The sequence below is a fragment of the Thalassobacterium maritimum genome, assembly GCF_031127805.1.
Taxonomy (GTDB): domain Bacteria; phylum Verrucomicrobiota; class Verrucomicrobiia; order Opitutales; family Coraliomargaritaceae; genus Thalassobacterium; species Thalassobacterium maritimum.
In genome coordinates this window covers 46,179-72,021 of the sequence record NZ_JARXHW010000007.1, presented here as the reverse complement: position 1 = coordinate 72,021, position 25,843 = coordinate 46,179, and the positions used below count along the sequence as shown (strand labels likewise).

Below are 25,843 nucleotides of genomic sequence, written 5' to 3'. Positions count from 1 at the left end.
AATTTTTTTAATGGTCGGAAACATTTTTTCTAAGCGCTTTGGTTGGGCGTGGTTCGTTAGCCTCTTATTGTTGGCCGGATTCTTACTCATTAGTATTAGCAGCTATCTCGTCTCGCGTGGTAATATTCGCGATACGATCACGGAGAGTACACTGCCACTGACCTCGGACAATGTGTATTCCGAAATTCAGCGCGATCTCTTGCGGCCTGTGTTTATTGCCTCCTTGATGGCGCATGACACTTTCCTACGCGATTGGGCGATTTCGGGTGAGCTGGATGACGATGCGATTACGCGTTACCTGCATGAGATTAAAATTAAGTATGCCACCGTTACTTCGTTTTTCGTGTCGGAGCAGACTCAAAAGTATTATCATTCATATGGTTTACTAAAAACGGTTCGTGAATCTGAGCCGCGCGATGAGTGGTACTATCGGGTGCGTGACATGGAGGATGCGTATGAGATTAATGTAGACCCCGATTTGGCCAATGCGGATGAGATGACGATCTTTATCAATTACCGGACATTTGATTACGACGGTAATTTTATCGGAGCCACTGGCGTGGGGCTTACCGTGAATAGTGTCAATAATTTGATCAGTCGCTACGAAGCCAAATACGAGCGGCAGATCTACTTTACCGATGCAGAGGGGAAGATCGTCTTACGCCCGATGAATAGCCCCCTGCTCAAGCATACTCACCTGAAAGAAATCGAGGGCTTAGGCGAGCATGTTTCTGACTTGCTAAATGACCAGGGGAGCCAGCTGAGTTATCGACGCGACGGTGAGAACCGCTTATTGCACTGTCGCTATGTCCCGGAGCTGGATTGGTACCTGATCGTGGAGCAAAGCGAGGCCGCGATGCTAGCGCCGGTGAAGGAGCAGTTGTTCGTCAATATCTCCTTGGCGCTGTTGGTGACTTGTATCGTGGCTTACATCTGCATCGCAGCGATCAAGCGCCAGCAAGGTCGACTCGAGGTGCAAAACGAAGCACTGAGTCGGACCAATGCGATGAATGAAAAGCAGAAGTTTGAGCTCTTGGCCACCGCTGAAGACTTGGCAATCGCTAATCGCACGCTAGAACGGATGAATCGTGAAAAGGACGATTTTATCGGTGTGCTCGCACACGACCTACGTAATCCACTCAATTCAGTGATCGGGCTGTGTGATTTGGCAGAGGGCGGCTTCGATGAGTTTACTTGCGATGAGTTTATCGATGATATCAAAAGATGCGGCATCCGGATGCTGGATTTAACCGAGCGCTTGCTGGATGTGTCACGGATGGAGAGCTTTCACGGCCCGGTGGCGACGGAGGATCTGATTTTCAATGAAGTGGTGGAGTCTGTGCTGGCACAATTTTTGCCGCAAGCGGCACACAAAAACATCCATGTGCAGATCAATTTAGAGCAAACGGAAGGAGTGCATCTACAGAGTCATCACGATTGGTTGGATGTCTGCATTAGTAATTTGATTAGCAATGCGATCAAATACACGCCCAAGTTCGGTAAGGTCGGGATCACCACACGCTGTGTCGATTCGCTTTTGGAGCTCGAGATTTCGGATTCCGGGTGCGGGATCAAAGATGACGATTTGGACAAATTATTTGGTAAATTTGTGCGTTTGTCTTCCAAGCCCACCGACAATGAATCCTCGTTGGGCCTAGGTCTTTACATCGTTAAGCAAATGAGTGAACGCCTCGGTATGCAGGTGCAGGTGCACAGCGAGCTGGGCAAGGGCACTTCGTTTACACTCATTAGAAAACTCGGCTAAGGGATTTTGCCCAGTTTCATGCTCGACAGCGCGTATTACTTAAAAAAACTGCTTCAATATGAGCCGACCGATTACAGCCCTGATTGTTGATGACGAAGCTCACTTGCGTGCTTATCTCAAGCTGATCTTGAAACAACTTGGTTTCGAGCGAATTTATGAGGCCGCAAATGGGCAAGAAGGCATCGATCTGTATAAGCGCTGGAAGCCAGAGCTTGTGCTAATGGATGTGAATATGCCGGTTAAAGAAGGCTTGGAGGCGCTGAAAGAGATCGTGGAGTACGATGACGAGGCTGTCGTGGTCATGGCTTCCTCGGTGGCTTCACGCCAAGCAGTTGAAAAGAGCGTCGAGTGCGGTGCTTCCTACTATTTGCGTAAAGACATGAAGAAGGAAATCGTCGTGGAGACAATTAATAACCTGATCGAAGAGATCTGGGGCGAATAAATTAATGATATTGTAGATCGATCATGAGCGAAGATACACAGCAGCCCCATTCCAGTATACCGCAGGGCGTGCGCTATTCGCTAAAAGAGATCATGGAGGAAGTTGCCATCGACCGCAGAGATTCCGCTTTGGGCCGCGAACTTGTGGATGCGACCGAAATTAATAAAATGTTCGGCAAACAGGTTCGAAAGAAGAAAAAGAAGAAATGAGTATAACGATTCGCGAACAGCTGCTACAGAAGCACCACGTCACACTTTCAAACGAAGTGTATGACCGTGCATTGCTGAGCGCGGAGGAAAACTCATTGGCTTTGATTGAGTATTTAATCGAGGAAGCTTACATCAAGAAAGAGGTGGGCTGTCGCCTATGGAGTGATCGCATCGAGGCGGCTTACGTCGACCCACTTTCTACGATCATTAGCGAAGAAGCCATCTTCAGCATACCTATCGAAATCGCACGTAAGGGGAATGTGATGCCCCTGTATGTGATCGAGTCGGCCTTGACGGTGGCCATGCCTGATCCACATAATCAGGCCTTGATCACTCGCCTTGCTGCGATCACCGGAAAAGAGATCAGCCCTGTCTTTTGTTTGAGCTCCGAGGTGCAAGCCGCAATCGAGCTGCATTATAGTAGCGACCAGAGTGTCGAAGAGTTAATCGAGCAGCTGGAAAAGAGCCAAGGCGCGATTCTCGCGAAACTAAAGCCGGAAGAACTCGAGCGCATGAGCGAATCGAAGTCGATTATCGGTCTTTGCGATGCGTTGCTTTACCTCGCGATTAAAGAACGTGCCTCCGACATACACATGGAGCCACGCGAAAATTCGACCAATATTCGCTTTCGCATCGACGGTCGATTACAACATGCCTTCACCATCGCAGCTGCCTTACATGCACCGCTTAAGTCGCGCATTAAGATCCTCAGTCATCTCAATATCGCGGAAGCACGTTTCCCGCAAGATGGCCGCTTTTCCGTGCCGCTTGGCACAGAGCAGGTAAACTTTCGGGTGTCCTCCATTCCCACTATTTATGGTGAGAAGTTGGTGTTGCGTATTCTCGCTCTTACGGGGAAGAAGGATTTTCGTTCGCTGGATCAGATGCTGATCTCGCAGTCGATTCTGGAGCCGTTCAAGCAAGTTATTCGTAATCCTAACGGCATGATTTATGTGACCGGGCCGACGGGGTCGGGGAAGTCCAGCACCTTATATGCGGCCTTGCACGAGATCAATACGCCCGAGGTCAACATTTGCACGATTGAAGATCCCGTCGAAACACAGATGGAAGGAATCATTCAGTCTCAGGTGAACGCGCAGATTGATTTGAACTTTTCTTCACTGTTGCGTTCTTTACTGCGTCAAGATCCTGATGTGATCTTGGTGGGGGAGACCCGTGACTTAGAGACCGCGAAAATCGCAACCGAAGCTGCACTGACGGGCCACTTGGTCTTTTCCACTTTGCACACTAATAATGCGATCCAGGCTGTCGTCCGTTTGGTCGAACTCGGCGTCGAGCCCTACATGGTGGCGCCCTCGTTACTGGCGGTCCTGGCGCAGCGTTTGTCTGCACGTATCTGTGAGCATTGTAAGCGTTCGTATACGCCCGATGAGGAAGTCCTCGCTAAGTTTTTCTACGATTATAAAGAAGTGGAAGCGCCTATTTTTTACGAAGGGCGCGGCTGCCCACATTGCCGGAATTCGGGCTATCGTGGTCGGATTGCGTTTCATGAAATGGCGCTGATCACAGAGGAAATGCGCGGACTCATTTTGTCTGGCGGTAGCGATGCGGAATTGGCTGCAGCTGCGAAGAAAGTGGGCTACCGTCCACTCCGCTACGATGGTTTGAAGAAAGTCTTGCTCGGCTTTACCACCGTGCAAGAGCTCGAGTCGCATGCCGCCTTCGATTGGGTCGGCTAGCTGCTGTTCGCGCTGTTCGCATCCTATGGATCGTTGCCGGATCGTTGCCGGATCGTAGTCGGATCGTTGTCGCTTGCTCTGTGAGTGATTAAAGGGCTAGGGGAGCAAGCGCTTACTTTGCTTGGGATTCGGTCGCAGGCAAGTCTGCCGACGCCAGAGCCGATCTCGATTATTCGCGATCCATTGATAAATCGCGTCGCGCCAAGTCAGAGGGATGCAACGGGCCAAGTAGGCTGGGTAGCGCCAAGCAGTATGCATGTCAATCAAGGCACACAACACTGCATCCGAGCGTAGTAAAGTCTTAGCCGGCTGGCCGTCTGTCGTTGGCCGCAGGTAAATCACCGATGATAGGGCGGTCCTTAAATGCGCAGATAGGTACTGCTGCGCGGTCACGCCTTGAATCGGGGCAAAGTAGAGCACTTCGCCCCGATCGCGTCGTAATAAGAACTGCACAGAGCGCTGGCAAAGCCCGCATTCCCCGTCGTAAAAAAGGATCGCATCTCGAGGGTCGTTCACTTCACGAAACTATTTCCTCAAGCCGCAATTCTCGCTTAGTCCTGAATCTCGGCAAAGGCCCAGTCCAGCCATGGCAAGAGTGCCTCGATGTCTGCAGTGTCGACTGTGGCGCCGCCCCAGATGCGAAGACCTGCGGGTGCGTCACGGTAGCTGCCGAAGTCGTAGCCGACGTCTTCTTTGTCCAGCAGGCTGACTAGTTCCTTTGCTTTGGCTGCTTGCTCGTCTGCGGACAGTGCTTGATACCAATCGGCTGTAATTTTGAGGCAGATGGATGTGTTGGAAATGGTGGCTGCGTCTTCAGCCAGGAAGTCGATCCAGTCAGTCTTAGCGACCCAGTCCGCGATGGCCTTAAGGTTGGCTTCGGAGCGTTCGATCAGTGCGGGCAAGCCGCCGATACTCTCTGCCCAGCGTAGGCCGTCGACTGCGTCCTCGATGCAAAGCATCGAAACGGTGTTGATGGTGGCGCCGCTAAAGATGCCTTTGATCAATTTGCCGCCTTTAGTCATGCGGAAGATTTTGGGCAGAGGCCATGCCGGCGTGTAGCTCTCTAGACGTTCAATGGCACGGGGGCTCAGCACGATCATGCCGTGTGCGCCTTCACCGCCCATAACTTTTTGCCAAGACCATGTCACTACATCCAACTTACTGTAGTCGATGTCCATTGCAAAGACTGCCGATGTCGCGTCGCAAATAGTCAAGCCTTTGCGGTCCGCTGGAATCCAATCGAGGTTGGGGACTTTCACTCCAGAGGTGGTGCCATTGTATGTAAAGACGACGTCGTTATCGCAGTTTACCTTTGAAAAATCGGGCAGTTGGCCGTAGTCGGCTTCGTGCTTGGTCACATTATCTAATTTCAGTTGCTTGAGCACATCCGTGACCCAACCGGAGCCGAATGATTCCCAGGCGCACATTTCAACGCCGCGTTCGCCCAGTAGCGACCACAAGGCCATTTCGACTGCGCCGGTGTCGGATGCCGGGACGATGCCACAGACATAGCCCTCGGGCAGACCGAGGATGGAGGCCGATTTTTCGATGACTTCCTCGATGCGAGCTTTTGCTGGTTTAGCTCTGTGGGAGCGGCCGACGAGTGCCTCGTTGAGCGCGTCGAGCGACCAACCAGGACGCTTGCTGCAAGGTCCAGATGAGAAGAATGGGCGATTTGGCTTTGTGCTTGGTTTCATGGTTGAAAGGTGTCCGAAATTAGGAGTTCGCATCTGGATGTCGAGAGTCGGTTTCGCAAAAAATAGGATGTGCAAATTTCAATATTTCTGATTTTTACGAAGAATGAACTACTCTCGCCTCGCTCCTTTTTATCAGTGCATCGAGCGTTGCACGATGGGCAGCGCCTTGCAGCGTGCACGCACGGGCCAATTGGATCGCTTGGCGGCCATGACGCAGCCGCAGCGTGTCCTGATCGTTGGAGAGGGGGATGGCTCGTTTTTGCTCCAGTTCGCGCGCTTATTTCCGACGGCCCACATCACAGTGGTGGAGCCGAGTGCGGGTATGGTTGCACGTGCGCAAGCTCGCTTGCGGCGGGCTGGTCTGGCATCGGAACGTATTGCATTTAGGCAGGAGCCGCTGCTGGAGGCCGAGTTGCCAGAGGCGGCTTATGATCTCATTGTCACGCTATTCTTTTTGGACAATTTTGAGGATGCCTTGATGCGTGCGTCTGTGGCGAAGTTGAATGCTTGCGCTTGTGATTCGGCTTATTGGCTATTGTCGGACTTTTGCCTTCCGAGCCGCGGTTGGCGGCGTCTGCGCGCTCGATTCTGGTTGAGGGTCTTATACGGTTTTTTTGGTCTGTCTGCGGGCCTGAGCGCACGTGTTTTACCTGATTTTGAACGAGCTGTTCAAGCCACTGAATTTTGTGAAGTGCATCGCCATGGCTTATGTGGGAGTCTGCTCTTCAGCGCGCTGTATCGTATGCCAGCGCGCGTGATGACCGTTTGATCTGGGCTCTGGCACTCGAGAGTATGGCCCACTGGATGACTGTGGCCGATCTGGGGGAGCTCAGCGTTACATGAATTTAGCGGACGGGGCCTGAGATCGCGACTGGATTAGTCAACATGAGCGCTATGGCGATTGCATAAAGAACCAGTCCGATGAAAAGCAGTGTGCCGCCCAGCGTATAGGCGCTCGTCTTACGGTTGCGGCGGTAGAGCGCGTGTTCGAGCGCATGCTCGCGGTCTTGGCTGGCTAAGCTGGTCACCCATTGCACACGCATGACACGGCGAAAGACCCATGCTGCGCTGCTAAGTGAGACGAGTAGCCCCGCCACGATAAACATCTGTGCGGCCGAACTGCTGCCCGCGATCAGGCGTCCGGAAAATCCAGTCACAGTCACGACCATGCCTGCTAGGCTCATCAAAACCTGCGCGCGGGTGTATACAATGTTGAGTTGGGATTCCGCAACTTTGAGTGCGGCCATCAGGTCGCCTTGGCAAAGCTCTAAGATGGTCTTGGCTTCGGCTTGGATCGCGGGTGTAATTTGCATGATGCTAAGCTTCTATTGCAGGTCGGGGTAAATAGCACGTCAATTGATGCGCGCTGTGCGCTTCAATCTAGAGGGCGCAGCGCATCATAACACGGTTGATACGCCGCGATGATTCGGTCGAGCCGTTGGTGGCAGGCTGGACCTGTTTGCATCCGTTCGGGCTTCGCCTCAAACCACGCTAGAGTTTGCCGGATGCCTGCCTGAAAGGAGGTGGTGGCTTGGAAGCCTGGCACCACGCGTTTGATTTTCGTATTGTCGAATAGGCAGCTCACTGCTTTATCGCCGAGTAGGCTGCCCTCGGCACGGGGCTCCAGTTTCGCTATGAAGCTGGAGGGGATGTGCACTTTCTCGACCGGTCCAGTGCCGGCGGCAATGCCCACAGCGTCGTAAATTTGATTCCAAGTCAGTAATTCGTCGGAGGTAATGTGGAAGGCTTCGCCCAGTGCCTGTTGATTGCCGAGCAAGCCGACGAAGCCCTTGGCGAAGTCGCTGGCGTGAGTGAGCGTCCACAGGCTACTACCGTCGCCGTGCACCACCACTGGGCGCCGTTGGCGCATGCGCTCGATGATCGTGTAGTCGCTCCAGCCACCGATCGCGGTGGGAATTACGGTCTCATAGGTGAGTGAGGGGCGGACAATTGTGATCGGGAAGTCTTGCTCGCGATAGGCGTGCAGGCAACGGTCTTCACATGCGATCTTGTCGCGCGAATATTGCCAGTAGGGGTTCTTGAGCGGGGTTGATTCAGTGATGATTGGCTGTACCAGCGGCTTTTGATAAGCGCTGGCAGAACTGATGAAGATGTACTGCGCACAACGCCCTTGAAACAATCGAATGTCGCGCTCGATATCGCTCACTTTAAATGCGATAAAATTGGCGACGACATCGAAGTGGCGATCTTCGAGTGCGGCACGGGTGGCCGCCTCGTCTTGGATGTCGGCCACGATCGATTCGGCCCCGTAAATACCGTAATCCTCCAGTGGGCGCTTACCGCGATTCAATAGGGTCACAGTATGCCCCTGTTGCAGGGCCAAACGAACGCTGGCTGCGCTGATGTTTCCGGTGCCTCCAATGAAAAGTACGTGCATGGGCATAGGCCTAATCAAGCTTTGCTCAAAATACCAAGCAATTCTGGCGGACAATAGGTTAAAAAATCCACCAAGCAATCGTAGCCAACACTAGTATCAGTAAGATGACTGATAGACTTTTGCGTTCTTGGCTGGTGAGGCGCATCTTCGCATTAAAACAGCTGCCTTCGCAGTGCACAAGGTTCGACTGAGGCTAACTTAGAAGCCGAGCTCGCGCAGCCAGCGTTCTGCGAGTGGCCGCCATTGCTCCGCGCTGCCTTGACGACGGTCGGCAATACTGACGAGGCCCAGCCCGTGAGGACCATGCGGGAATACATGCACTTCGTGGGGAATCTGCGCTTGCTGCAGGCCGATCGCCATATGGTAGCTGTTTTCTACGGGGACGACCGGGTCTTCTGCCGTGTGCCAGAGAAAAGTGGCGGGTGCATGCGAGTGTATTTGCTTTTCCCAGCATACGCTTGCCAGCAGTTCGCGATCCACTCCAGGGCCAAACAAGTTCTTCATGCTGCCCTGATGGCAATAGTCGGTGTTAGAGCTTAAGACTGGATAGGATAAGATTGATGCATCCGGACGGGCGGAAGTGCCCGCCAGACAATTATCGGGGTCGATCAACCACTCGCTACGGTCAAAGCCATGCGAGACGCAAGCCGCCAGATGGCCGCCTGCCGAAAAACCAATCACCCCGATCTTGCTGGGCTTGATGTTCAGTTCTTCCGCATTGGCACGTAGCCAGCGCATAGCATACAGCGCTTGTTGTTGTGGCTTGGGGTAGGTGCTTTGACTTTCTTCAGAGGTGACCGAGTATTCCAGCACGGCGGCAGAGATACCCATGGAATTCAGCCAAGCGGCGACTGGAGGGCCTTCTTGGTGGCTGACATGGGAATAACCGCCGCCTGGAAGGACTAGCACGCAAGCGAAGTCTTCACCATCTTCTAGAAAATATGGATATAAACGCGCAGAGCTGAGCGTAGGATCGGTTTCGTGTAAGGGCTGCGAAGGTTCTTTAAACATATTAAATCACTCAGTTACTTTGTGATCTAAAATACAATCTGAAATTATATTTTCGTAAAGAAAATGAGCCTATGTTTTAGCCGTCATACGAAGTTATAAACACAGTTTTTCTAGTGGTGGTGATTCAAGCTACAGGATTTTCTAGTGATGCAAATTATGAATCGTGAGCTTTCTTATAAATTCTTTGACTATGTAAGTTTTTGATATAAACGATTGTTTTTGTATTTTATAAGAATGACCTAATCAACTGTCCTTGCCCCGCTACAATGTTCCTCCGATCGCTCCATCAGTTTTTTTATCTGTTTCTGATGACTTCCATTCAAATGGTGGCTGGTGCTAGCTCCGCAGTGATTGTGACCGGTATGGTGGGCAATGAACAAGCGGACGTAAAGTATGCAGAAATGGTGGTACAGGCTCGGCAAGCGTTACAAGCTCGCGGCATAGAATCTGATCAAATCGAGACATTGGGGGGTACTTCAAACAAAACTGCTGACCGTGAGACTATTTTGAAAACGATCGCGTCACTGAGTGCGGGGCTGACGGAGACAGATGAGTTTTGGTTGATTTTGCTTGGCCACAGTGGCTTAGGTCGTCGAGATGTGCCAGAATTTCAAATTCGTGGGCCGCGGCTCAGCGCCGTGGATCTTGCTGAAGTGCTTGACGCAATTCGTGCCAAGCAAGTGATTTTTATCGGGACCGCACGCAGCGGGGCTTATATTCCATACCTAGCACATGGAAATCGAGATGTGCTGACTGCAACCACGGAGGCGGGGGAGTTGAACGTGCCGCGCTTTCCTGAGTTTTTTATCACTGCATTGGCGGAGGCTCCATCGGACTCGTTGCATCAGCTTGCTGCAACTGCTGCCCAGCGCTTAAGGAGTTATTTGGAGTCTGTCTCTCTGGCTCAGGGAGAGCATGCGCGCCTGTATGATGCCGTACGTGGCGAAATCCTTGCCGCGCCGTTTGGGCTCGAAGAAGCTGCGGATCTTGCTGCGGCAGCATCGGAGACGGAGTCGGCGACACCTGTGCCCGTCTCGCCTCAGGATATTGAGATTCCGTTGGAATTTAAAGAGGCACTATTCGCTCGCGTGGAGGCCGATGACGCCTCCTTGGCGTTGATCGAAAGCGCGCAGTCGAAGCGCAACCCCGATGGCTTTCACGCGCTCGTGCTGCAGCGCACGGTTGAATTAACAGTCAACGCGGATCATTCCAGCCAAGAACGAATCCGATCTCGCGTGTATTTGATCAAACCCTCCAGTTTCGACGAGTGGGGCAACTATCGTTTTGCGGTGAATCCACCCGCGGTCGATACCGAGGTCGAGGGGGCTCGTATCATTTTACCGGACGGTGTCTCGTATGTCTTAAATACGGAGGTGTTTAAAGCGAACAGTTTTGGCACTTCGACGCTCTTTTTCCCGCAAGCTTTGCCCGGTTCGGTGGTTGAGTTGAGCTATACGATTTCACGCAAAGCCGATTATAGTTTGCCTGAATTCTATATTGAATACCCGCTCCAGGAATCGATTCCTGTGCTGCAGGCGTCTTTGGAGCTCAAACTACCGCTGAAGACGACTTTTCACTTTTACTTAAAAAACCTCGAGGGAGAGGCGATCGAAAGCGAAACGGAGTTTTCGAACGTTTATAACTGGAGTTTTGAAGACATTCCCGCCTACGAGCCTTTGCCTTATGATCCACCCGCGAGAGAGCTAATGGCATGGGTGGGCGTGAGTTCGTTGGAGTCTTGGCAGGCTTTTTCCGAATGGTATTTACGTATCTCAGCGGGGGCATTTAGCGGGGGGCCGCAGGTCGAGGCTAAAGCCGCTGAGATCATGGCGAATTATGGCTCGCGGATGGAGCGTCTCCGTGCTGCTTACGAATTTGTCAATGCATTGCGCTATGTCGCGATTGAGTTCGGCATTGGCGGTTTTCGACCGCGCACGCCGGAGCAGACGATTACCAATCGCTATGGTGATTGTAAGGATAAAGCCAATTTGCTGATCGCCTTGCTGAAAGAAATGGGGATCGAGGCGCAGTTTGTATTGATCAATCGCATGTCGAGCACAGATCCGGAATTCCCGGGATGGCAGTTTAACCATGCGATTGCTTATGTCCCCGCGGTTGAAGAGCAGACGGAGGATCTGTGGTTAGACTCGACCGATACGACGACGCCGTTTGGTTTTGTTGCGCCGGGGAATGTCGGGCGTCAGGCTCTTGTCTTTGATTGCTCACCGAGCCGATTTATGGAGGTGACGGCGGGGCGCTCTGAGCAATCCGCCGAGACATATGCATGGGATTTATACCAGCGCGAAGATGGAATATGGGCGGGGGAACTGAAGGTGACCTGGGCTGGCCTGCCGGGCTACTATGCGCGTCGTCGCTTCATGGGGGCGAGCCCTCAGCAACTATCTTACCAGGCGAGTGCCTTGCTGGCAGATGATTTTTCAGTGAAGCCATTGCAGGCCTTGCACGTGAACGATCCCAGTGATTTCAGTCGTCCGATGACTTTGCATGCCGAATTTGAAGCGGAAGCGGATGTCGAATCACTACCCACATTCGGTGACGCCTGGTCCAGATACTTTACTGCGCCTGAACGCAACCGCGATCTTATGCTCAACGACAATCAGCGCGTGGTGTTTCAACAGTCCGTTCGGTTGCATTATCGTGCTGGAGAAGCTCCTCAATGGATCGGCGAAGATTACCGTCGTGAACTTCCTGGGCATTTGTGGTCGATTACATATGTGCGCGAAGATGAGAACATCTGGCGGCGTGATGCCGTCTACGATGTGCAAGTACCCCGCGTGATGCCGTCTGAATATCGCATCGTGCGTCGCGAGTTGCGGCAATGGATTCAACGTCTGCGAAACGCTCCCTTAAATCAAAATCTGAATACACAATAAAATGTCAATGACACCACAATCACCCGCTTCGTCTGGCAATACTGCGTCCGTTTTGGAGCAAGATACCGTCGCCCATCTTCGATCACTTCCCGCAATTTACGAGAAGGTCAAAAGTCAGCTCGAGCGCCGGATTATTGGACAGGAAGACATTATTCGTGATCTTTTCATTGCCTTGGTTTGTCGCGGTCATTGCTTGATGGTGGGCGTGCCTGGTCTCGCCAAGACTCTGTTGGTTCGTAGCTTAGCGGAGATCATGGATCTGGATTTTCAGCGTATTCAGTTTACGCCAGATCTTATGCCGAGTGATATTACCGGTTCGGAAATGATCGAAAATACGCCTGACGGACAGCGTGAGTTTCGTTTTATCAAAGGGCCTCTGTTTACTCAGTTACTGCTCGCCGACGAGATCAATCGAACACCGCCGAAGACTCAAGCGGCCTTACTCGAAGCCATGCAGGAGCAGCAGGTCACGGTTGCAGGGCACACTTATGCATTAGAAAAGCCGTTCTTCGTACTCGCGACGCAGAATCCGATTGAGCAGGAGGGCACCTATCCTTTGCCTGAGGCGCAGTTGGACCGCTTTATGTTTTGTTTGAAATTGGACTATCCAAGCCGGTCTGAAGAAGTTGATATTTTGCTCAATACCACCACCGATGAGGATGTGAGTCTGGATGAAGTAATCACTGGAAGTGAAATCCTTGCGTTGCAGCATGCTGTTCGGCAAGTCGTCGTGCCACAGTCGGTTGCTGAGTTTGCAGTCGATATTGTGCAAGGAACCCGTCCGCAAGCTGCGTCACCTGAGAGTTCGCTCGGCAAGTATATTCGCTGGGGAGCTGGACCGCGTGCTTGCCAGTATTTGGCGCTGGCGGGCAAAGCAATCGCCGCTCTGGATGGCCGCTTTAATGTGGCGCGCGAGGACATTGCTCAAGCGGTGCCTATCGTTCTACGTCACCGTGTGCTCGCCAACTATCGAGCTGAGGCGGACCGCGTGAGCATCGATACCATTCTGGCCGATCTTGTTACCTCCATCAAATAGTCGCGGCTGCTGCATCAGTTGATTGTCACTCATTCGTGAAACGTTCTCCGACATTACCAAATCAAGCGCCGCGCTACATCTATCCCGATCCACAACCGATCGACCTGAGTCTGCTGGCTGCCTTACCGAACCTTCCGTTGCGGTCGCGTTATCTGGTGAATAGCTTTCTGCACGGCATGCACCGCAGTCCATTGAAGGGGGAGAGTGTCGAATTTGCTGAGTATCGCGGCTATCAGCAAGGCGACGACATCCGGCATGTTGATTGGCGTTTGCTGGCGCGTTCGGATCGACTCTACGTAAAAACGTTTGAGCAGGAGACCCAGATGCGCGTGTTTCTGGTGCTTGATGCCAGCGCTTCGATGGCTTATAGCAGCCCACGCGCGGCCTTGACGAAGCTCGATTTTGCCAAAACCGTGCTGGGAGGATTGGCGCATTTAGCTAAGCGGCAAGGAGACCCTTACGGTTGTGCGGTCGCGCTGGGTGGTTTGCAGCACTATTTAAAGCCGCGTTTGAACTCTATGCACCTGCAGGCATTGTTGGCTGCGCTGGAGACGCCGACTGCGGCTGGTGAGGGTGCCTTTGCCCAGACGGTTGACACACTCGCCAACCTATTGCCGAGGCGTTCTTTGTTGATTCTCGCCAGTGATTTTTACGAAGAGCCGGAGCGGATGCGGCAGACCTTAAACCGCCTGCGTTACGATGGCCATGATGTTATTGGGCTTCAGGTGCTCGACCCACAGGAATGTGATTTGGCAGATGAAAACAGCGGAGTCTTTTTCGACCTCGAAGATTTTTCGGAAGTGACGCTCTCGACCGAAGAAATACGTCGTTCCTATTTACGTGAGTTCGGGCAGTTTCGGTCTGATTTACGGCATGTCTTCGAAGATGAAGGCGCCGCACTGGTCGAGCTGATTACCGACCATTCACCGGTTCAAGCCTTGGGGCAGTATTTAGCGAAACGGGAGCACCAGTTATGAGCTTATTATTTACGAGTTTTCTCATTGGCTCTGCGATGATTGGTCTGCCTCTCTGGCTACATTTTTTGCGTAAGCGAACGACTGTGCGGGTGCCGTTTCCCAGCTTGAAATTTCTGTCTCCTAAAGTGCTGCGTGAGAGCAAACGCCACCGTATTCGTCGTTGGCTGGTGTTAGTTTTTCGTTGCCTCGCGATACTCTGTGTCATCATCGCGTTTGCACGGCCTTTTTTCGAACGTAAGCGAATTGTTTCCGGTCGTGCTGTAATCGTCATCGTCGATGATTCCTTTAGTATGCATGCGGAGAGCCGCTGGGAAAGCATTCGGGACTGGGGCTTGAGTGAGCTACAACAGCTCGGCAAGGTTGATGAGGTCGGTTTGATGGCGGTGCGAAATACGCCCACTTGGTTGTTGCCGTTGTCAGAGAATGTGTCGCGAATCCCGGCAACGCTGTCGACTTGGCAGCCTGGCTACTACGCTGCTGATTACGCTGATGCGCTTCGCCTCGCCGCTGCCACGCTGCACGCCTCGCCGCACCGAGATTTGCACATTATTTTGCTGGCAGATCACCAGAGTCGTGCGTGGGCGAACACGCGCTTCGATCAACCACTTCCGCCTGGAGTTCAACTACACACCCCTGCGCCACCGACCGAACTGCTTGATCAGGCCGCTTTACATAGTTTGAAACTACGGTCTGTGGGGCGCCTGCTACATGTGGAGTTCATGAGCTGCTCGTATGCTCCACTAGACCAAGAACGCGTGCTTTCAATTTACGTCCAAGGCGAACGTATCCATCAGGACACACTGCTGTTGCAGGTCGGAGCCGAGCAAACTTGGTCCTATGAGCTGCCACTACCTGAGACAGTCGACCCTGCAGAGCCGATCGCTGTAGAGCTTTCGCTGGATGCGGATTCGCTTCCGGTCGATGATGCCGTGGCTGGGGTGATCGATCCGCGTGCAGGTATTCCTGTGCGCCTCGATGCCCAAGCACATCGGGCGTCCGATCCACCTATTGCTGTTGATTATGTCTATCACGCTTTAGCTGCTACACAATATCAAGAGCAGTTCCGTCTCTCTCCTCAGATGATGGATGCGACGCCGTGGCCAGACGACGCGCTGTTCGTCTTACGTGGAGCAGGCTTATCCGACGCTGCTGAACGCATGCAGATCGAGGCTCGGTTAAAAGCGGGCAAGGCGGGGCTGGTTTTCGCTGAAGGGGGCGCTGCGCTCAGTCAGTGGCTCGTCTCTGAGGGGATACAACTCAAACGACTCAAGCCGAAGCTGGATCAGTCGTATCGACTTGAGGATTGGGACATGGCACATTCGCTTGTTGGGGCGCTCGATACCGCAAGTCTCGGCAGCTTGATGGATGTTGATTTCGAATCTGGGTGGGCGCTGGAGTCCGCGTCCATGCTACCGCTCGCTCGCTGGTCGAATGGTTCAGTCGCGGTGGGTGAAGTGATGGTCGGCGGGGGACGCCTCATCGTATTCGGCTTTCGTATGGATCGCAGTCGCTCGGAATTGGTGATTAGTTCCGCTTTCGTGCCGCTGATGCATCAGTCACTTGTCTATTTGTCCGACCAAGTCGATCGTCGTGAAGTGCATGAAATCGGCGATTGGGTCTCGCTCGCGCCCGGGACTCAGGTAGATCGACTGCAGGGAATGGTGGTGGAGCCTTTGATTCAACACCTGGACGGTGACGGTTTTCGGGTGGAAGCCCCCGGGCTCTATCATTTTCAGGGGGAACAGCTCGATTCATGGATTGCCGTTTCTTTGCCTGTCGATGAATCAGACTTAAGCACTTGGCCTAAACCGAGCAACATCGACGGACTCGTTTCATCCGAAAAACGCGCTCAAACCGTGGTCCAGCAAGCAACGCTTGATATGCGGGAAAAAGTCGAATTAGAGCAACAGTTTTGGTGGTGGTTTATCGTCGCCGCTTTGATCTTTCTTCTTTTCGAAATGAGCTTAGCCAACCGAACTGCCTCTTGAAGTCTCACGCGATTATGAATTCACGCACCCACGCCGATGCCCTTCACATCCTGCGTCAACAGACACGCAGTCGTCTGCTGCGTGGTCCGCTTGCTCTGGCTTTGATCGGCTGTCTGCTCACCTTTGCCGCTGTTTACGCCTTGCACCCGGAACCGTTGTCAGGCGAAATCTCATTTGCATTGTTCTTACTGTGGTTGTGCGGCATTGGGGGGAGTTTACTTGCGGGGATCGTGTTATATTGGAGGCGTCGGTTGAGTTCGACTCAGGTTGCGCAGGTCATTGATTCCGAGTTACACACTAAAAATCGCTTGGAAGCGGCTTCTCAGTTTGCTGGAGTGGATAGCCCTGTCGCGACTGCTCAGCGAACAGATGCTTCAGATTATCTGATGCAGCATGCACCTTCGCGTTGGCCTATTTTAACGCTACTTTCGCTGGCACTTGGTTTACTATTTTTTGCATATAGTATGCTGACGATGGTTTGGATTTGGAATGCTGCGGTTTCAGGTTTTTCGGTTGATGATGTGCCACTCGAAGTCCTGGTGGAGGAAGCGCCGATGGCGGAAATTATTTGGCTTGAGCCCAAGTCTGAGATCAAAGCAACCCAGATCGAGGCGATTCCATTGACAGCCGCAGTCACGACGACGCATGCGCTAACTCGTCCCGAGCTTTATATTCAAGTCAATGGCTCGCAGGTTTCGGTGCTGGCATTGGAGGTCGAACAGGGCGAAGGCTCGGGTGAGTTGCTTTGGGAGCCAGACCTCTACTTAGATATGCTTGCAGTGGAGGCCTTTGACTTGGTGTCCTATTACCTGCAAGTCTCTTTTGCAGGATTCCCTTCGGTAGAACCCGCGACTTCGGCAATGCAATTTATTCAAATCAAACCGCTGCGCGAAGATGTTCAATTGATACATCTTCAGGGCGAGGGAGGTCCGCTAAAGGAAGCCTTACAACTGCTTGCAAAGCTAAAATCGGCTCAGCTCGTTTTAATTAAGCAAAACTTTCTGCTCGTGCATGCCGGTTTAGATACGAGCGAAGAAATTTGGGTCGCCGAAAATCTCAGAGTGCAGGAAGACCAGAGCTTGCTCATCGAGAAAACTGAGCAGGTGGTTGAACTGTTAATTGCCGCGGCTGCCTCTACCGAAATCGTCGATTTATTAATGCAAGCCAAGCAAGCGATGGAGTTGGCCGCAGCAAAAATTGAGAGCCTGGAAAATCAGGCGGCCCTGGAACCACAAGGCAAAGCACTTTCGCACATTATCGAAATCGAAAAATTGATTCAGAAGGTAATTATTATTGCTGACTCGAGTCAGCCGGCAGCTCCAAAAGAAGATATAGATCCCTTTAAGGATGATCAGAAATACGAAATGCCTCCGCGCACAGGGGGGGCTGCGGGCCAGTTGGAGAAGCTTGAGAAAGAACAAGCCGAGCTGTTGGCAGCAATTGAAGGACTCAATCGGCCGCAGACCTCACACGATCCTGAATCGCCAGTGACTGCTGACTCGGATGCTGCTGAATTGGCTAAACAGCAACGCACGATCGAGGATGCTTTGGCTCAGTTGCTCGAGTCCGGTGAATTTGCTGGGCCTGTGCAGGACCCACTCGGGCGGGCGAGTCAGGCAGCGGGGGACTCCGCTTTGCAGCTTGAAGCCGGCGATTCTGTCGCGGCACGTCAACCTGCAGCCAAGACATTGATGTTGATTCGTGATGCGTTGGGAGAAATGAATCAGGCTGGAGAGAAAAAGACCGAGCAGACCCTTTCCGAGGCCGCCCAAAAGCTGGAGGCGGCAGCAGCTGACCTGTCTGGATCTGCTGGAGAAACGCCCGCGCCGAATGCCCCGGGGGCCCCACAGTCAGGCGAAGGAACCGGGCCAAGTCGCGCGGCCGAAGCGGCTGCTGAAAAAGTTGCCGAGGTGAAGCATCACTTGCAAACTGAGGCAGCTAGACAGCAAATGACTGGATCCAAAGCGATGGCGGAGACGCTCGCCGCATTGGCTAAGTCCATCGAAGAAGAGCAAATCCTGCAGGATCTCGAAGCGATTGACACGGCAGCTGCAGGCACGGGCGATGCATCCAAAACGGCTGCCATTCAAGCAGCGATAGAGGAATTAGCGACTCGCGTGGCCTTGGAGGAATTGGGGCTTCGGGGGGGCAATCAGGCCTTTGATGAAATTGCCGCGGAACTGACCTCAATTCAACAGGGATTGAAAGGTCTCGCACAACGGGAACGCCGCAAAGCCGCTGCTGGGGAGTCTTCAGACTCTGGTGGCGGGTCTGAGGAAACACTTATGACAGATCCGAATAAGGGGCAACGTGGTCAAGGCGAACCTACGTTAGCGAATTCGAATGGTAGTGGCTCCGGGGCTACGAGTGAATCCGTGGAAGAGGCTGCCCATGGAAATGGCAGTGGCAGTGAAGGTGAACCGTCTGAAGGTGCTACCGGGAGTGGTTCAGGTCGTGGAGCTGAAAGCGGTTCTGGCAGCGGCGTTTCGAGTACAAAAAGCGACGGGCAGCAGGACGCTTTGTTAACGGAGCTCACTCGAAATTTACGTATGGTGGAGCAGTTGACTTCGGATGCCGCGGTATTGGCTGCAATTGCCGAACTCGAGCAATCGATTAAATTTAAGGAATCCACGACAGATGGTGGCGGAGGAGGCCTGGCCCAGGAGCCCAGAAATGTGGTGGAAATTGTAAGCTCATTGGAGCAGCCATTAAATACAGTGCTAGTGTGGTTACGGGCTCAGTCGCCAAGTCTTAATCGCGGAGAGTTACTGCAATTGCGGACTGTCGATGAAGTGCCACGTGAATATCGTGATGCTGTGCAACTCTACTTTGAGCAATTGTCTTTGGATTACCAAAGCAAGCAGCAACGCCAGCAGAAGGAAATCCCATCCAAATGAAAAATGTAGAAGTAACGGAATGGGCCTTTGGCGGATGGTTACGCGGCTTGGATCACACTGCGGCCGTGGGGATACTGGTGGGCTTGTTTGCTGTGTCGATTGTGTGCGCCTGTTTTAGCTATTGGTCGACCTTACGTCCTTTATCGATCTCACGACGGATTCCACTGGTCGGGCTAAGGAGTCTTTTATTCTTTTTGCTCTTTCTGTGCTTAGCGAATCCTACCCGAGTGGAGCGGCAGTTGCTGGAACCATCAGGGCTCGGCACACTCGCGGTGGTCGTGGATGTGTCCGATAGTATGACGATGCCTGATAATCGAAAGAGCTCCCGCCTGGATCATGCGAGCTCGCTTTGGAAGCAGTGGCGGGGGCAGGCAGAGAGCGCTTTTGAAAACATACATTATTTCCAGCTGGCTAAAAATACGCGTCCCGTTGATTCCTTTGAAGCAGCGATCGATGCTTCTTTTTCAACTGGGCAAACGGGATTCTATCAGAGCGCGCAACTTGTTACCAGCGCAGCCGCCGGAGACTTAGCGGGGCTCGTTTACATGACAGATGCACTGGATACGTCCGGTAGTTCCGTTGGAGTGGATCAGATGGTCGCGGCCGCCCAAGAGCGCCAGCTTCCGGTTTACTTCATTCCGGGTGTCAACCGTTTGAAAGGGGCTGACCGTGTGGACATCGAAAAAGTCAAGCTGCCTACCCGTATTGTGCAACGATCGAGCTTTGAATTCGAGGCCGTGTATCGGATCAGTAGTGACCGTGCCCGCAGCTTGCCGATTCGTCTATTTCAGAATGGGAAACTGGTCGACGAGCAGCAGGTGGACATTCGGGCAGGAGATAATGTGCGTCGTTGGGGAGTGCCGATTCAGGTCGAGGACGCCGGCAGCTACGAGATACGCTTAGAGGTCGGTGCGGGGGATTATTATGCACAATCCGTGTCTGAAGTTCAGGTGTATGAATCACTGCCTAAAAAGGTGCTGGTTTACTTGGGCGCATTGGATTGGGGCTATCGCTATTTAGCAGATGCCCTACATGAAGACCCTAGTTTTGAAATGGATACTATATTTGGTCCTTCGACTGGTCTGCGACGTGTGGCGTTTGCATCGGACGCGCCCGTGTTAAATGATTTACCTAGTGCCGTCTCAGGACTCAATGACTACGATATCGTGATCTTGTTACAGCCCTATATCGCTGATATTTCAGCAGCACAACAACAGGCGCTTGCTGCTTATGCTCGCGACGGTGGTGCAGTGCTGTTCGCGATTTCGAATACTGAGGGGAGTCGTCAATTTGCGGGCACGGCGATCGAGCGCATGTTACCTGTCGTGCTGGATGCCAGTGAAGAAAGCGCGAAGGATGTGGCGACTCGCAACTTTCAAGCTGCGATGCGACGCGTGCGCGGCGGAGAGAATAAAACGGCAGAAACCAAGTTTGCTCTGGCTGCATCTCAAAAAGCGGTGCTTCGGCCTTTGAGTCGGTTGGATGCCATCGTAGGTTCCGAATTTTCCACAATGTTTGCTCAGTTACCCGTTGAGTTGCAGAGCATTGCGCCCGAATATTTTGAAAGTGCTCGAGTGGAGTTTGCCAAAGCAGCCGCGCAGGTGCAGTCGCAAGTGCAGGCTGACGACCACTCCAATATACTCTTTGCGACCCAGACCTTCGGTTCGGGCAAGTCTTCTATTTTGACTACGGATTTGTTTTGGCGTTGGCATCTGTCGCGTCCGAGCGACGACCCCGCCAGTAGTATCTTTTGGCAGCAAATGATCACTTGGTTGGCGCGCTCGACGGATCGCGCTGTTCGAATTACTTCAGCTCCTATTGTTGGCCGAGTCGATGAGCCGCTTAGTTTCCAGATTACGGGGGGGAGTGACGCTGTTTGGGCTACGGTGCAAAATCGTGCCGAGGGCACATTACGCTCGCTTCCTGTGGGGGCAGCCAATGAGCACGGAGTGCATGTCATTGAGACGGATTTTGCTGAAGCAGGCGACTGGATTCTACGAGTCGAGGACACGGAGACCGGTACGTATGCCCGCACATTTTTTGCGATTCAGGATCTTGCACCCGTCAATGAAGCTGTGGTGCGATCGGTTGATTTCGAAACTATGAAAGAGCTGGCTATACGAACCGGCGGGGCCGTCCTGCAAAATGGTCCACCGAGGGAATGGAGCACGCGAACGAACGATGAATTGTTACTCGACGAATCTGTCTCATTACGTTGGCATCAACAGTGGCTCTTGCTCGCTATTTTGCTCATCTATTCCACCGAATTAATCCTGCGCCGACGTGCGCGCTTACTCTGACCCTATTGACGTTATGAATCGACGTAATTTTCTCGCCACGATGACCGCCCTAGGGGCGTCTCCATTAATGTTGCAAAAGCTGCTTGCCGCGAAACAACGGCGTGGTTCAGAAGCGCGATGGGGGCGGTTGAAATTCAATATCCACACGGACGATACCGAGGCCTGGGGGGTGCACCCGCAGGGAGATATGAATTTAATTGATCATGTGTGGGAGCATACTTCTGTGAATTTGAACAATCAATGGAACGTTGCGGACGTGGAGTCACTGGAAGAGATGACGCAATTCCCGTTTATTTTTATGCACTCCGAAGGTAAGCCGGAATTGACGGACCGCGGGCGTCAGAACATTCGTGAATATTTACTGCGGGGAGGCTTTATTTTTGCAGAGGATTGTGTGATTGGTCGAATGAACGGCCGGGAGGCCAATCGAAACCGCAGCGATCTCTTCTTTCTTCGTATGATTGAAGAATTTCCTAAAATATTACCCGAGGCAAAATTAGAAAAATTACCCTTGGATCATCCACTTTACCATACGGTCTTTCATTTGAGAGACGGCTTACCAGTGATGCAAGGCACGGCTCACGGCGGATGGGGGCTAACCATTAATGGCCGCCTCGTCGCGTTTCTTAGCCCGTCGGATAACCATTGTGGCTGGACCAATGGTAACGTTTGGTTTGGACGGAAAAAGGGGCGCGAGTCCTTACAATTTGGAACGAATTTATACGTCTATGCCATGACGCAAAGCCTACTTGGTCCTGCCGCACTGGATTCTGTCTAAGCAAGCAACCAGATCACTCTGGAGGAAATAAGTTATGGCACTTCCAGTCTCGCCCAAATGGTGCATGTTGTGATCAGCTATAGCTAGCTGATTCAAACTGATGCCTCCTGCCTCCTGGATAAGCTTGAATCCTAAACGCATCAAAAAATTCGCGAGTTGGGGAGAGGATCAAAAGTATCCACCACGGTCGTGAATCTCTTCAGCGGTGAGCCCGGCAGCCACCCATTCTTTGATTTCGCCTTCGTTGCGTTCGATTTGCTCGGCGCGCTCCAACACTGCCACGGCAAGCTTGCGCGGAACGACCAGGGCACCGTCGATGTCGGCGAGCAAAATGTCGCCGGGACGGACGATGACTTCACCTACATAGATCGGCACTTGATAGTTGACGACCTTGGTGTGCGAGAGGGCACCGCAGCTGGTGCGATAGCGATACCAGATGGGGAACTTCTGGCTGAGGATGTCCTTGGTGTCGCGAATGCCACCATCGATGATGGCACCACGGCAGCCGCGCTTCATCGAAGCTTGTGTCATAACGCCGCCCCAGTGCGAGGGATATTCATTGCCATGGGCATTGGCATTCCAGATAATGACGTGGCCCGGGCGTAAATCGTCGAGCATTTCCACGCGCATTTCCATTTCGCCCCCCATGGTCGGGTCTTTGACGGCCTTCACTGTGAAGGCCTCACCGCAAACTACCATCTCATCGCGCAGTGGCACGATGCTCGTAGGCAAGGCCTGGTTAGGCAGGCACAATTCACGTAAGACGTCATTAACCGCTCCGGTGTAGAGCTTTTCGTAGCGCTCGCAGAGCTCTTCGAGTGGAATACTTAACTCAACTTCTTCCACGCTGTCGCGGATTTCTTTGAGCTTATCAATTTGCATTTGGGTACTCATTTTTTATCTTTGCTTAATTATTGTAGTTGAAATTTAATTACAGGCTCATGCCGCCGTCGACGAAGATGTTTTGGCCAGTGATGTAGGCGCCGCCTTCGCTGCAGAGGAGTAGGGCGGCGGCAGCGCAATCTTCGGGCTTTCCGATGCGGCCGACGGGGATTTTGCTTAGTACCAGTTTCTGGTAGTCCTCGTCCGCGAGGCGCGGGATGTTGCGGTCGGTCGCGATCACGCCGGGCGCTAGATTGTTGATCGTCACTCCAGAACCGGACAACTGTTTGGCCAAATTTTGCGTGAGGCTGGTTTGCGCGCATTTGGTGGCGGCGTAGATCAGCATGTCCGGATGCGGATTACTTTCTTGCACACTGCCGATGGTGAGAATGCGTCCCCAAGCACGCGATTGCATGGGCGGCTCGGCTAGTTTGATGAGTTCGTAACTGCAGCGCAGGTTGACATTGATCTGGAGTTCGAAGTCCGCACGGTCGCCCTCTAACCACGGCTTGGGGCACTGCACCGAGGCGTTGGCCACTAGGATGTCGAGTTGACCGAGCTTTGTAATGACTTGTTGATACAAATAGTCTGCTGCGTCGTCGTCGGCCAAGTTTTTGAGCACCACCGTGCAACGCACACCACGTTCTAGAATCTCATTGCGCACTTGCTGCACACCTTCGTGGTCGGAACTGCCGTGCAGTGCGATGTCGGCTCCGGCATCGGCCAAGGCGAGTGCGATGGCGCGGCCGATGCCGCGTGTGGATCCGGTCACTAGAGCGGTGCGTCCGCGGAGGTCAAATAAAGTTGAAAGCTGCATGTTTGTTCGGAGTTGACGAATTATTGTCCGCCGACGATTGGATACCAGTCGGGGCGCTTGGGATCTTGGTGGAAGCGTGCGTAGTAGTCGCCCATTTTTTCATAATAACGCTCGTATTTCTTCATCTTTTCTTCGTCTAGCGCGACACCTAGGCCGGGCCCGGTGGGGACTTTTAAGCAGCCATCTTCATACTGCATTAGGCCGCCTTGGATGATGTCGTCGGTGAGGTAATGATAGTGCGCGTCACCGGCAAAACTCATTTCGGGAATGGTGGATGCGGTGTGGAGCATGGCGGCAAGTTCGATGCCGAACTCGGCACCACTGTGCATGGATACTCCAAGGTTGAAAGTTCGGCAAATCGCTGCCAGGTCTTTCACGCCGCGTGGGCCTTCCCAATAGTGAATGTCGGTCAATACTATGTCGACAGAGCCTAGTTTGATGGCTGGAGCGAGGTCGTCGAACTTGGCCGGATACATGTTGGTGGCGATTGGTATGTTAATCTGCTCACGCACTGCAGCATTGCCATTGAGGCCCCAGGATGGGTCTTCAAAGTATTCTATGTTAAGTGGCTCCAGGCGTTTGCCGATGCGGACCGCAGTGGGGACTGACCAGACGCCATTCGGGTCTATGCGCAGTCCGAAGTCAGGCCCGAGGCGTTCGCGACAGAGTTCCAGCACGCGAGCTTCTTCGTTTGGGTCCATCACGCCGGCTTTGAGTTTCATGGTTTTCACGCCAAGCGTTTCGTTGAGTTCGACACACCAGTCAGCCATATCTTCGGCGCAGCTGTCGTCTTTGCCATCGGGACGATCGTAGCGCCAAAATAAGTAAGCGATCATGGGGATGGAATCGCGCACGCTGCCGCCCAATAAATCACTCAATGAGCGGTTCATCGCTTTGCCCTGAATGTCAAGACAGGCCATTTCGATTGCTGCATAGAGGCGTGCATTCGACATATAATATATGCTGCGCAGCACTTTCAGCTTAATAGTTTCCAGATGGAATGGGTCTAGGCCGACGATGCGTGGCTTGAGCTTTGTGAGTGCCGCGCGTTGATCGCCTCCGCCGATTTCACCTAGGCCGATGATGCCTTCGTCGGTTACTAGCTCTAAAATCGTGCGGAGGAAATAGCCCGGATGGACGCCTGTGTTGTGACGTAATTGACTCGTGAGGGGGATGGCGACGCAGCGCACTTTCAAATCTACGATTTTCATAATTCACTGTAGAATTGAGCCATCTCAGTTTGCGTCAAAATAATATTGATAATAAGTTTATCATATATGATAAACTCGAGCATGACTGTATCACAAACTATTCCTGCACTGCACAAAGCAATTTCGATTATTGAGTATCTTGCTGAGCGAAATGAAGCTGTGCCCGTCAAGGAGCTCAGTTATGCGCTGCAAATCCCTCCTGCTTCTTGTTACCGTATGGTCAATACTCTGTTACAGCATCATTGGATCAGCGAGGATCCTAGTGGGGGGCTGAGGATTGCGTTTGGCTTAGCGCATGTGGCACGAACGTACTCCGAAGTGGAAGCTCGCTTGCGGGAGTTTGAGCCTCGTTTGCGTGCGTTGTCGCAGAATTTACAAATGTCGACCAAGGTTTCTTTGCGTGAAGGTCATTTGACGACGACGGCATTGCGGGCCGAACCGCCGGTTCCTAATGCCATCACGAGCCCGATCGGTTCGCGGATACATTTGTCGATCGGTTCGGCCTCGGCTGTGCTGCTGGCGCAAATGTCGGATCCTGTGATAAGGCAAGTGCTCGCTTCGGCACCGGATGAGGCCTGGGAGCGTCAACAACCCGATGATGTCTGGCAGCGGATTCAAGATTGCCGTGAGCAAGGCGCGTGCTTTGAACTCGGATTATATCATCCTTCGATTTATGCCTGCTCAGTGCCTTTGCAACTGACGGAGACGGCGGTGGTGGCACTCTCTGCAGTCGGTTGGCCTGAAGATTTCAAGAACCGGAAAACGATCGTAGATCAGTTGCGAGCTGTGGTTTTAGAATAGTCGACATGCTTATCGATTGAGTGCGTGAGATCGTAATTAT

Annotated in this window: 21 protein-coding genes; 13 read left to right on the top strand and 8 right to left on the bottom strand. The window is 52.8% G+C overall.

The window, feature by feature from the left end; genetic code table 11:
• The first annotated feature begins 10 nt into the window (after positions 1-10).
• From QEH52_RS04745 to QEH52_RS04730, 4 genes are read left to right on the top strand one after another with little or no spacing between them, the layout of a single operon-like run.
• Positions 11-1,765, top strand: coding sequence for a sensor histidine kinase (locus QEH52_RS04745; RefSeq protein ID WP_308948924.1), 1,755 nt, complete (start codon positions 11-13; stop codon positions 1,763-1,765).
• 58 nt (positions 1,766-1,823) lie between these two features.
• Entirely contained in the window at positions 1,824-2,207 is a 384-nt protein-coding gene (locus QEH52_RS04740) for a response regulator (RefSeq protein ID WP_308948923.1), read from the top strand.
• A 23-nt stretch (positions 2,208-2,230) separates the two neighbouring features.
• Positions 2,231-2,416 carry a hypothetical protein gene (locus tag QEH52_RS04735; protein ID WP_308948921.1) on the top strand — a complete coding sequence of 62 codons (186 nt, stop codon included), beginning with the start codon at positions 2,231-2,233 and terminating at the stop codon, positions 2,414-2,416.
• The gene (locus tag QEH52_RS04730; protein WP_308948920.1) at positions 2,413-4,116 is read left to right on the top strand and encodes a GspE/PulE family protein; all 1,704 of its coding nucleotides are present in this window, start codon (positions 2,413-2,415) and stop codon (positions 4,114-4,116) included. Before QEH52_RS04735 ends, QEH52_RS04730 begins: the two co-directional genes overlap by 4 nt.
• 96 nt (positions 4,117-4,212) lie before the next feature.
• Here the strand turns inward: QEH52_RS04730 and QEH52_RS04725 are convergent, their stop codons facing one another.
• Both QEH52_RS04725 and QEH52_RS04720 read right to left on the bottom strand, forming a co-directional pair.
• Positions 4,213-4,632 (bottom strand): thiol-disulfide oxidoreductase DCC family protein, encoded by a 420-nt coding sequence (locus tag QEH52_RS04725; RefSeq protein WP_308948919.1) that lies wholly within the window; start codon positions 4,630-4,632, stop codon positions 4,213-4,215.
• A gap of 35 nt (positions 4,633-4,667) precedes the next feature.
• Complete coding sequence (locus QEH52_RS04720; protein ID WP_308948918.1) at positions 4,668-5,813, bottom strand: phosphoserine transaminase; 1,146 nt, start codon at positions 5,811-5,813, stop codon at positions 4,668-4,670.
• A 103-nt stretch (positions 5,814-5,916) separates the two neighbouring features.
• On the opposite strand from QEH52_RS04720, the gene QEH52_RS04715 reads away from it, so the two are divergent.
• Positions 5,917-6,582 carry a class I SAM-dependent methyltransferase gene (locus tag QEH52_RS04715; RefSeq protein WP_308948917.1) on the top strand — a complete coding sequence of 222 codons (666 nt, stop codon included), beginning with the start codon at positions 5,917-5,919 and terminating at the stop codon, positions 6,580-6,582.
• 76 nt (positions 6,583-6,658) lie between these two features.
• On the opposite strand, the gene QEH52_RS04710 is transcribed toward QEH52_RS04715, so the two are convergent.
• From QEH52_RS04710 to QEH52_RS04700, 3 genes are all read right to left on the bottom strand, one after another.
• A complete protein-coding gene (locus tag QEH52_RS04710) occupies positions 6,659-7,126 on the bottom strand; it encodes a hypothetical protein (RefSeq protein ID WP_308948916.1) in 468 nt (155 codons plus the stop codon).
• A 62-nt stretch (positions 7,127-7,188) separates the two neighbouring features.
• Positions 7,189-8,211 (bottom strand): SDR family oxidoreductase, encoded by a 1,023-nt coding sequence (locus tag QEH52_RS04705; RefSeq protein WP_308948915.1) that lies wholly within the window; start codon positions 8,209-8,211, stop codon positions 7,189-7,191.
• A 198-nt stretch (positions 8,212-8,409) separates the two neighbouring features.
• The gene (locus QEH52_RS04700) at positions 8,410-9,222 is read right to left on the bottom strand and encodes an alpha/beta hydrolase (protein ID WP_308948914.1); all 813 of its coding nucleotides are present in this window, start codon (positions 9,220-9,222) and stop codon (positions 8,410-8,412) included.
• Positions 9,223-9,530: 308 nt separating this feature from the next.
• Here QEH52_RS04700 and QEH52_RS04695 point away from each other — a divergent pair, with 308 nt between their 5' ends.
• From QEH52_RS04695 to QEH52_RS04665, 7 genes are read left to right on the top strand one after another with little or no spacing between them, the layout of a single operon-like run.
• Positions 9,531-12,116: a DUF3857 domain-containing transglutaminase family protein gene (locus QEH52_RS04695; RefSeq protein ID WP_308948913.1), complete on the top strand. Its 2,586-nt coding sequence runs from the start codon at positions 9,531-9,533 to the stop codon at positions 12,114-12,116.
• 7 nt (positions 12,117-12,123) lie between these two features.
• Positions 12,124-13,152: an AAA family ATPase gene (locus QEH52_RS04690; RefSeq protein ID WP_308948912.1), complete on the top strand. Its 1,029-nt coding sequence runs from the start codon at positions 12,124-12,126 to the stop codon at positions 13,150-13,152.
• 35 nt (positions 13,153-13,187) lie between these two features.
• Complete coding sequence (locus QEH52_RS04685; RefSeq protein ID WP_308948911.1) at positions 13,188-14,129, top strand: DUF58 domain-containing protein; 942 nt, start codon at positions 13,188-13,190, stop codon at positions 14,127-14,129.
• Positions 14,126-16,117, top strand: coding sequence for a BatA domain-containing protein (locus QEH52_RS04680; protein ID WP_308948910.1), 1,992 nt, complete (start codon positions 14,126-14,128; stop codon positions 16,115-16,117). The genes QEH52_RS04685 and QEH52_RS04680 overlap by 4 nt, the downstream gene beginning before the upstream one ends.
• A gap of 14 nt (positions 16,118-16,131) precedes the next feature.
• On the top strand, positions 16,132-19,014 hold the full coding sequence (locus QEH52_RS04675) for a hypothetical protein (protein WP_308948909.1): 2,883 nt from the start codon (positions 16,132-16,134) through the stop codon (positions 19,012-19,014).
• The gene (locus tag QEH52_RS04670) at positions 19,011-21,314 is read left to right on the top strand and encodes a hypothetical protein (RefSeq protein ID WP_308948908.1); all 2,304 of its coding nucleotides are present in this window, start codon (positions 19,011-19,013) and stop codon (positions 21,312-21,314) included. The genes QEH52_RS04675 and QEH52_RS04670 overlap by 4 nt, the downstream gene beginning before the upstream one ends.
• A 13-nt stretch (positions 21,315-21,327) precedes the next feature.
• Entirely contained in the window at positions 21,328-22,092 is a 765-nt protein-coding gene (locus QEH52_RS04665) for a DUF4159 domain-containing protein (protein ID WP_308948907.1), read from the top strand.
• Between the two features lie 168 nt (positions 22,093-22,260).
• Here the strand turns inward: QEH52_RS04665 and QEH52_RS04660 are convergent, their stop codons facing one another.
• The 3 genes from QEH52_RS04660 to QEH52_RS04650 are packed head-to-tail and all read right to left on the bottom strand — an operon-like array spanning position 22,261 to position 25,002.
• Entirely contained in the window at positions 22,261-22,986 is a 726-nt protein-coding gene (locus QEH52_RS04660) for an RraA family protein (protein ID WP_308948906.1), read from the bottom strand.
• A 37-nt stretch (positions 22,987-23,023) separates the two neighbouring features.
• On the bottom strand, positions 23,024-23,791 hold the full coding sequence (locus QEH52_RS04655) for an SDR family NAD(P)-dependent oxidoreductase (protein WP_308948905.1): 768 nt from the start codon (positions 23,789-23,791) through the stop codon (positions 23,024-23,026).
• Positions 23,792-23,811: 20 nt separating this feature from the next.
• The gene (locus tag QEH52_RS04650; RefSeq protein ID WP_308948904.1) at positions 23,812-25,002 is read right to left on the bottom strand and encodes an enolase C-terminal domain-like protein; all 1,191 of its coding nucleotides are present in this window, start codon (positions 25,000-25,002) and stop codon (positions 23,812-23,814) included.
• Positions 25,003-25,083: 81 nt separating this feature from the next.
• On the opposite strand from QEH52_RS04650, the gene QEH52_RS04645 reads away from it, so the two are divergent.
• Positions 25,084-25,803 (top strand): IclR family transcriptional regulator, encoded by a 720-nt coding sequence (locus QEH52_RS04645; protein ID WP_308948903.1) that lies wholly within the window; start codon positions 25,084-25,086, stop codon positions 25,801-25,803.
• Positions 25,804-25,843: the final 40 nt, after the last annotated feature.

Coding starts and splice junctions, on each gene's coding strand:
- QEH52_RS04720 (WP_308948918.1), bottom strand. CDS start 5,813: ATGAAACCAAGCACAAAGCCAAATCGCCCATTCTTCTCATCTGGACCT.
- QEH52_RS04650 (WP_308948904.1), bottom strand. CDS start 25,002: ATGAAAATCGTAGATTTGAAAGTGCGCTGCGTCGCCATCCCCCTCACG.
- QEH52_RS04715 (WP_308948917.1), top strand. CDS start 5,917: ATGAACTACTCTCGCCTCGCTCCTTTTTATCAGTGCATCGAGCGTTGC.
- QEH52_RS04705 (WP_308948915.1), bottom strand. CDS start 8,211: ATGCACGTACTTTTCATTGGAGGCACCGGAAACATCAGCGCAGCCAGC.
- QEH52_RS04730 (WP_308948920.1), top strand. CDS start 2,413: ATGAGTATAACGATTCGCGAACAGCTGCTACAGAAGCACCACGTCACA.
- QEH52_RS04675 (WP_308948909.1), top strand. CDS start 16,132: ATGAATTCACGCACCCACGCCGATGCCCTTCACATCCTGCGTCAACAG.
- QEH52_RS04735 (WP_308948921.1), top strand. CDS start 2,231: ATGAGCGAAGATACACAGCAGCCCCATTCCAGTATACCGCAGGGCGTG.
- QEH52_RS04645 (WP_308948903.1), top strand. CDS start 25,084: ATGACTGTATCACAAACTATTCCTGCACTGCACAAAGCAATTTCGATT.
- QEH52_RS04660 (WP_308948906.1), bottom strand. CDS start 22,986: ATGAGTACCCAAATGCAAATTGATAAGCTCAAAGAAATCCGCGACAGC.
- QEH52_RS04695 (WP_308948913.1), top strand. CDS start 9,531: ATGACTTCCATTCAAATGGTGGCTGGTGCTAGCTCCGCAGTGATTGTG.
- QEH52_RS04710 (WP_308948916.1), bottom strand. CDS start 7,126: ATGCAAATTACACCCGCGATCCAAGCCGAAGCCAAGACCATCTTAGAG.
- QEH52_RS04740 (WP_308948923.1), top strand. CDS start 1,824: ATGAGCCGACCGATTACAGCCCTGATTGTTGATGACGAAGCTCACTTG.
- QEH52_RS04665 (WP_308948907.1), top strand. CDS start 21,328: ATGAATCGACGTAATTTTCTCGCCACGATGACCGCCCTAGGGGCGTCT.
- QEH52_RS04680 (WP_308948910.1), top strand. CDS start 14,126: ATGAGCTTATTATTTACGAGTTTTCTCATTGGCTCTGCGATGATTGGT.
- QEH52_RS04655 (WP_308948905.1), bottom strand. CDS start 23,791: ATGCAGCTTTCAACTTTATTTGACCTCCGCGGACGCACCGCTCTAGTG.
- QEH52_RS04745 (WP_308948924.1), top strand. CDS start 11: ATGGTCGGAAACATTTTTTCTAAGCGCTTTGGTTGGGCGTGGTTCGTT.
- QEH52_RS04670 (WP_308948908.1), top strand. CDS start 19,011: ATGAAAAATGTAGAAGTAACGGAATGGGCCTTTGGCGGATGGTTACGC.
- QEH52_RS04700 (WP_308948914.1), bottom strand. CDS start 9,222: ATGTTTAAAGAACCTTCGCAGCCCTTACACGAAACCGATCCTACGCTC.
- QEH52_RS04690 (WP_308948912.1), top strand. CDS start 12,124: ATGACACCACAATCACCCGCTTCGTCTGGCAATACTGCGTCCGTTTTG.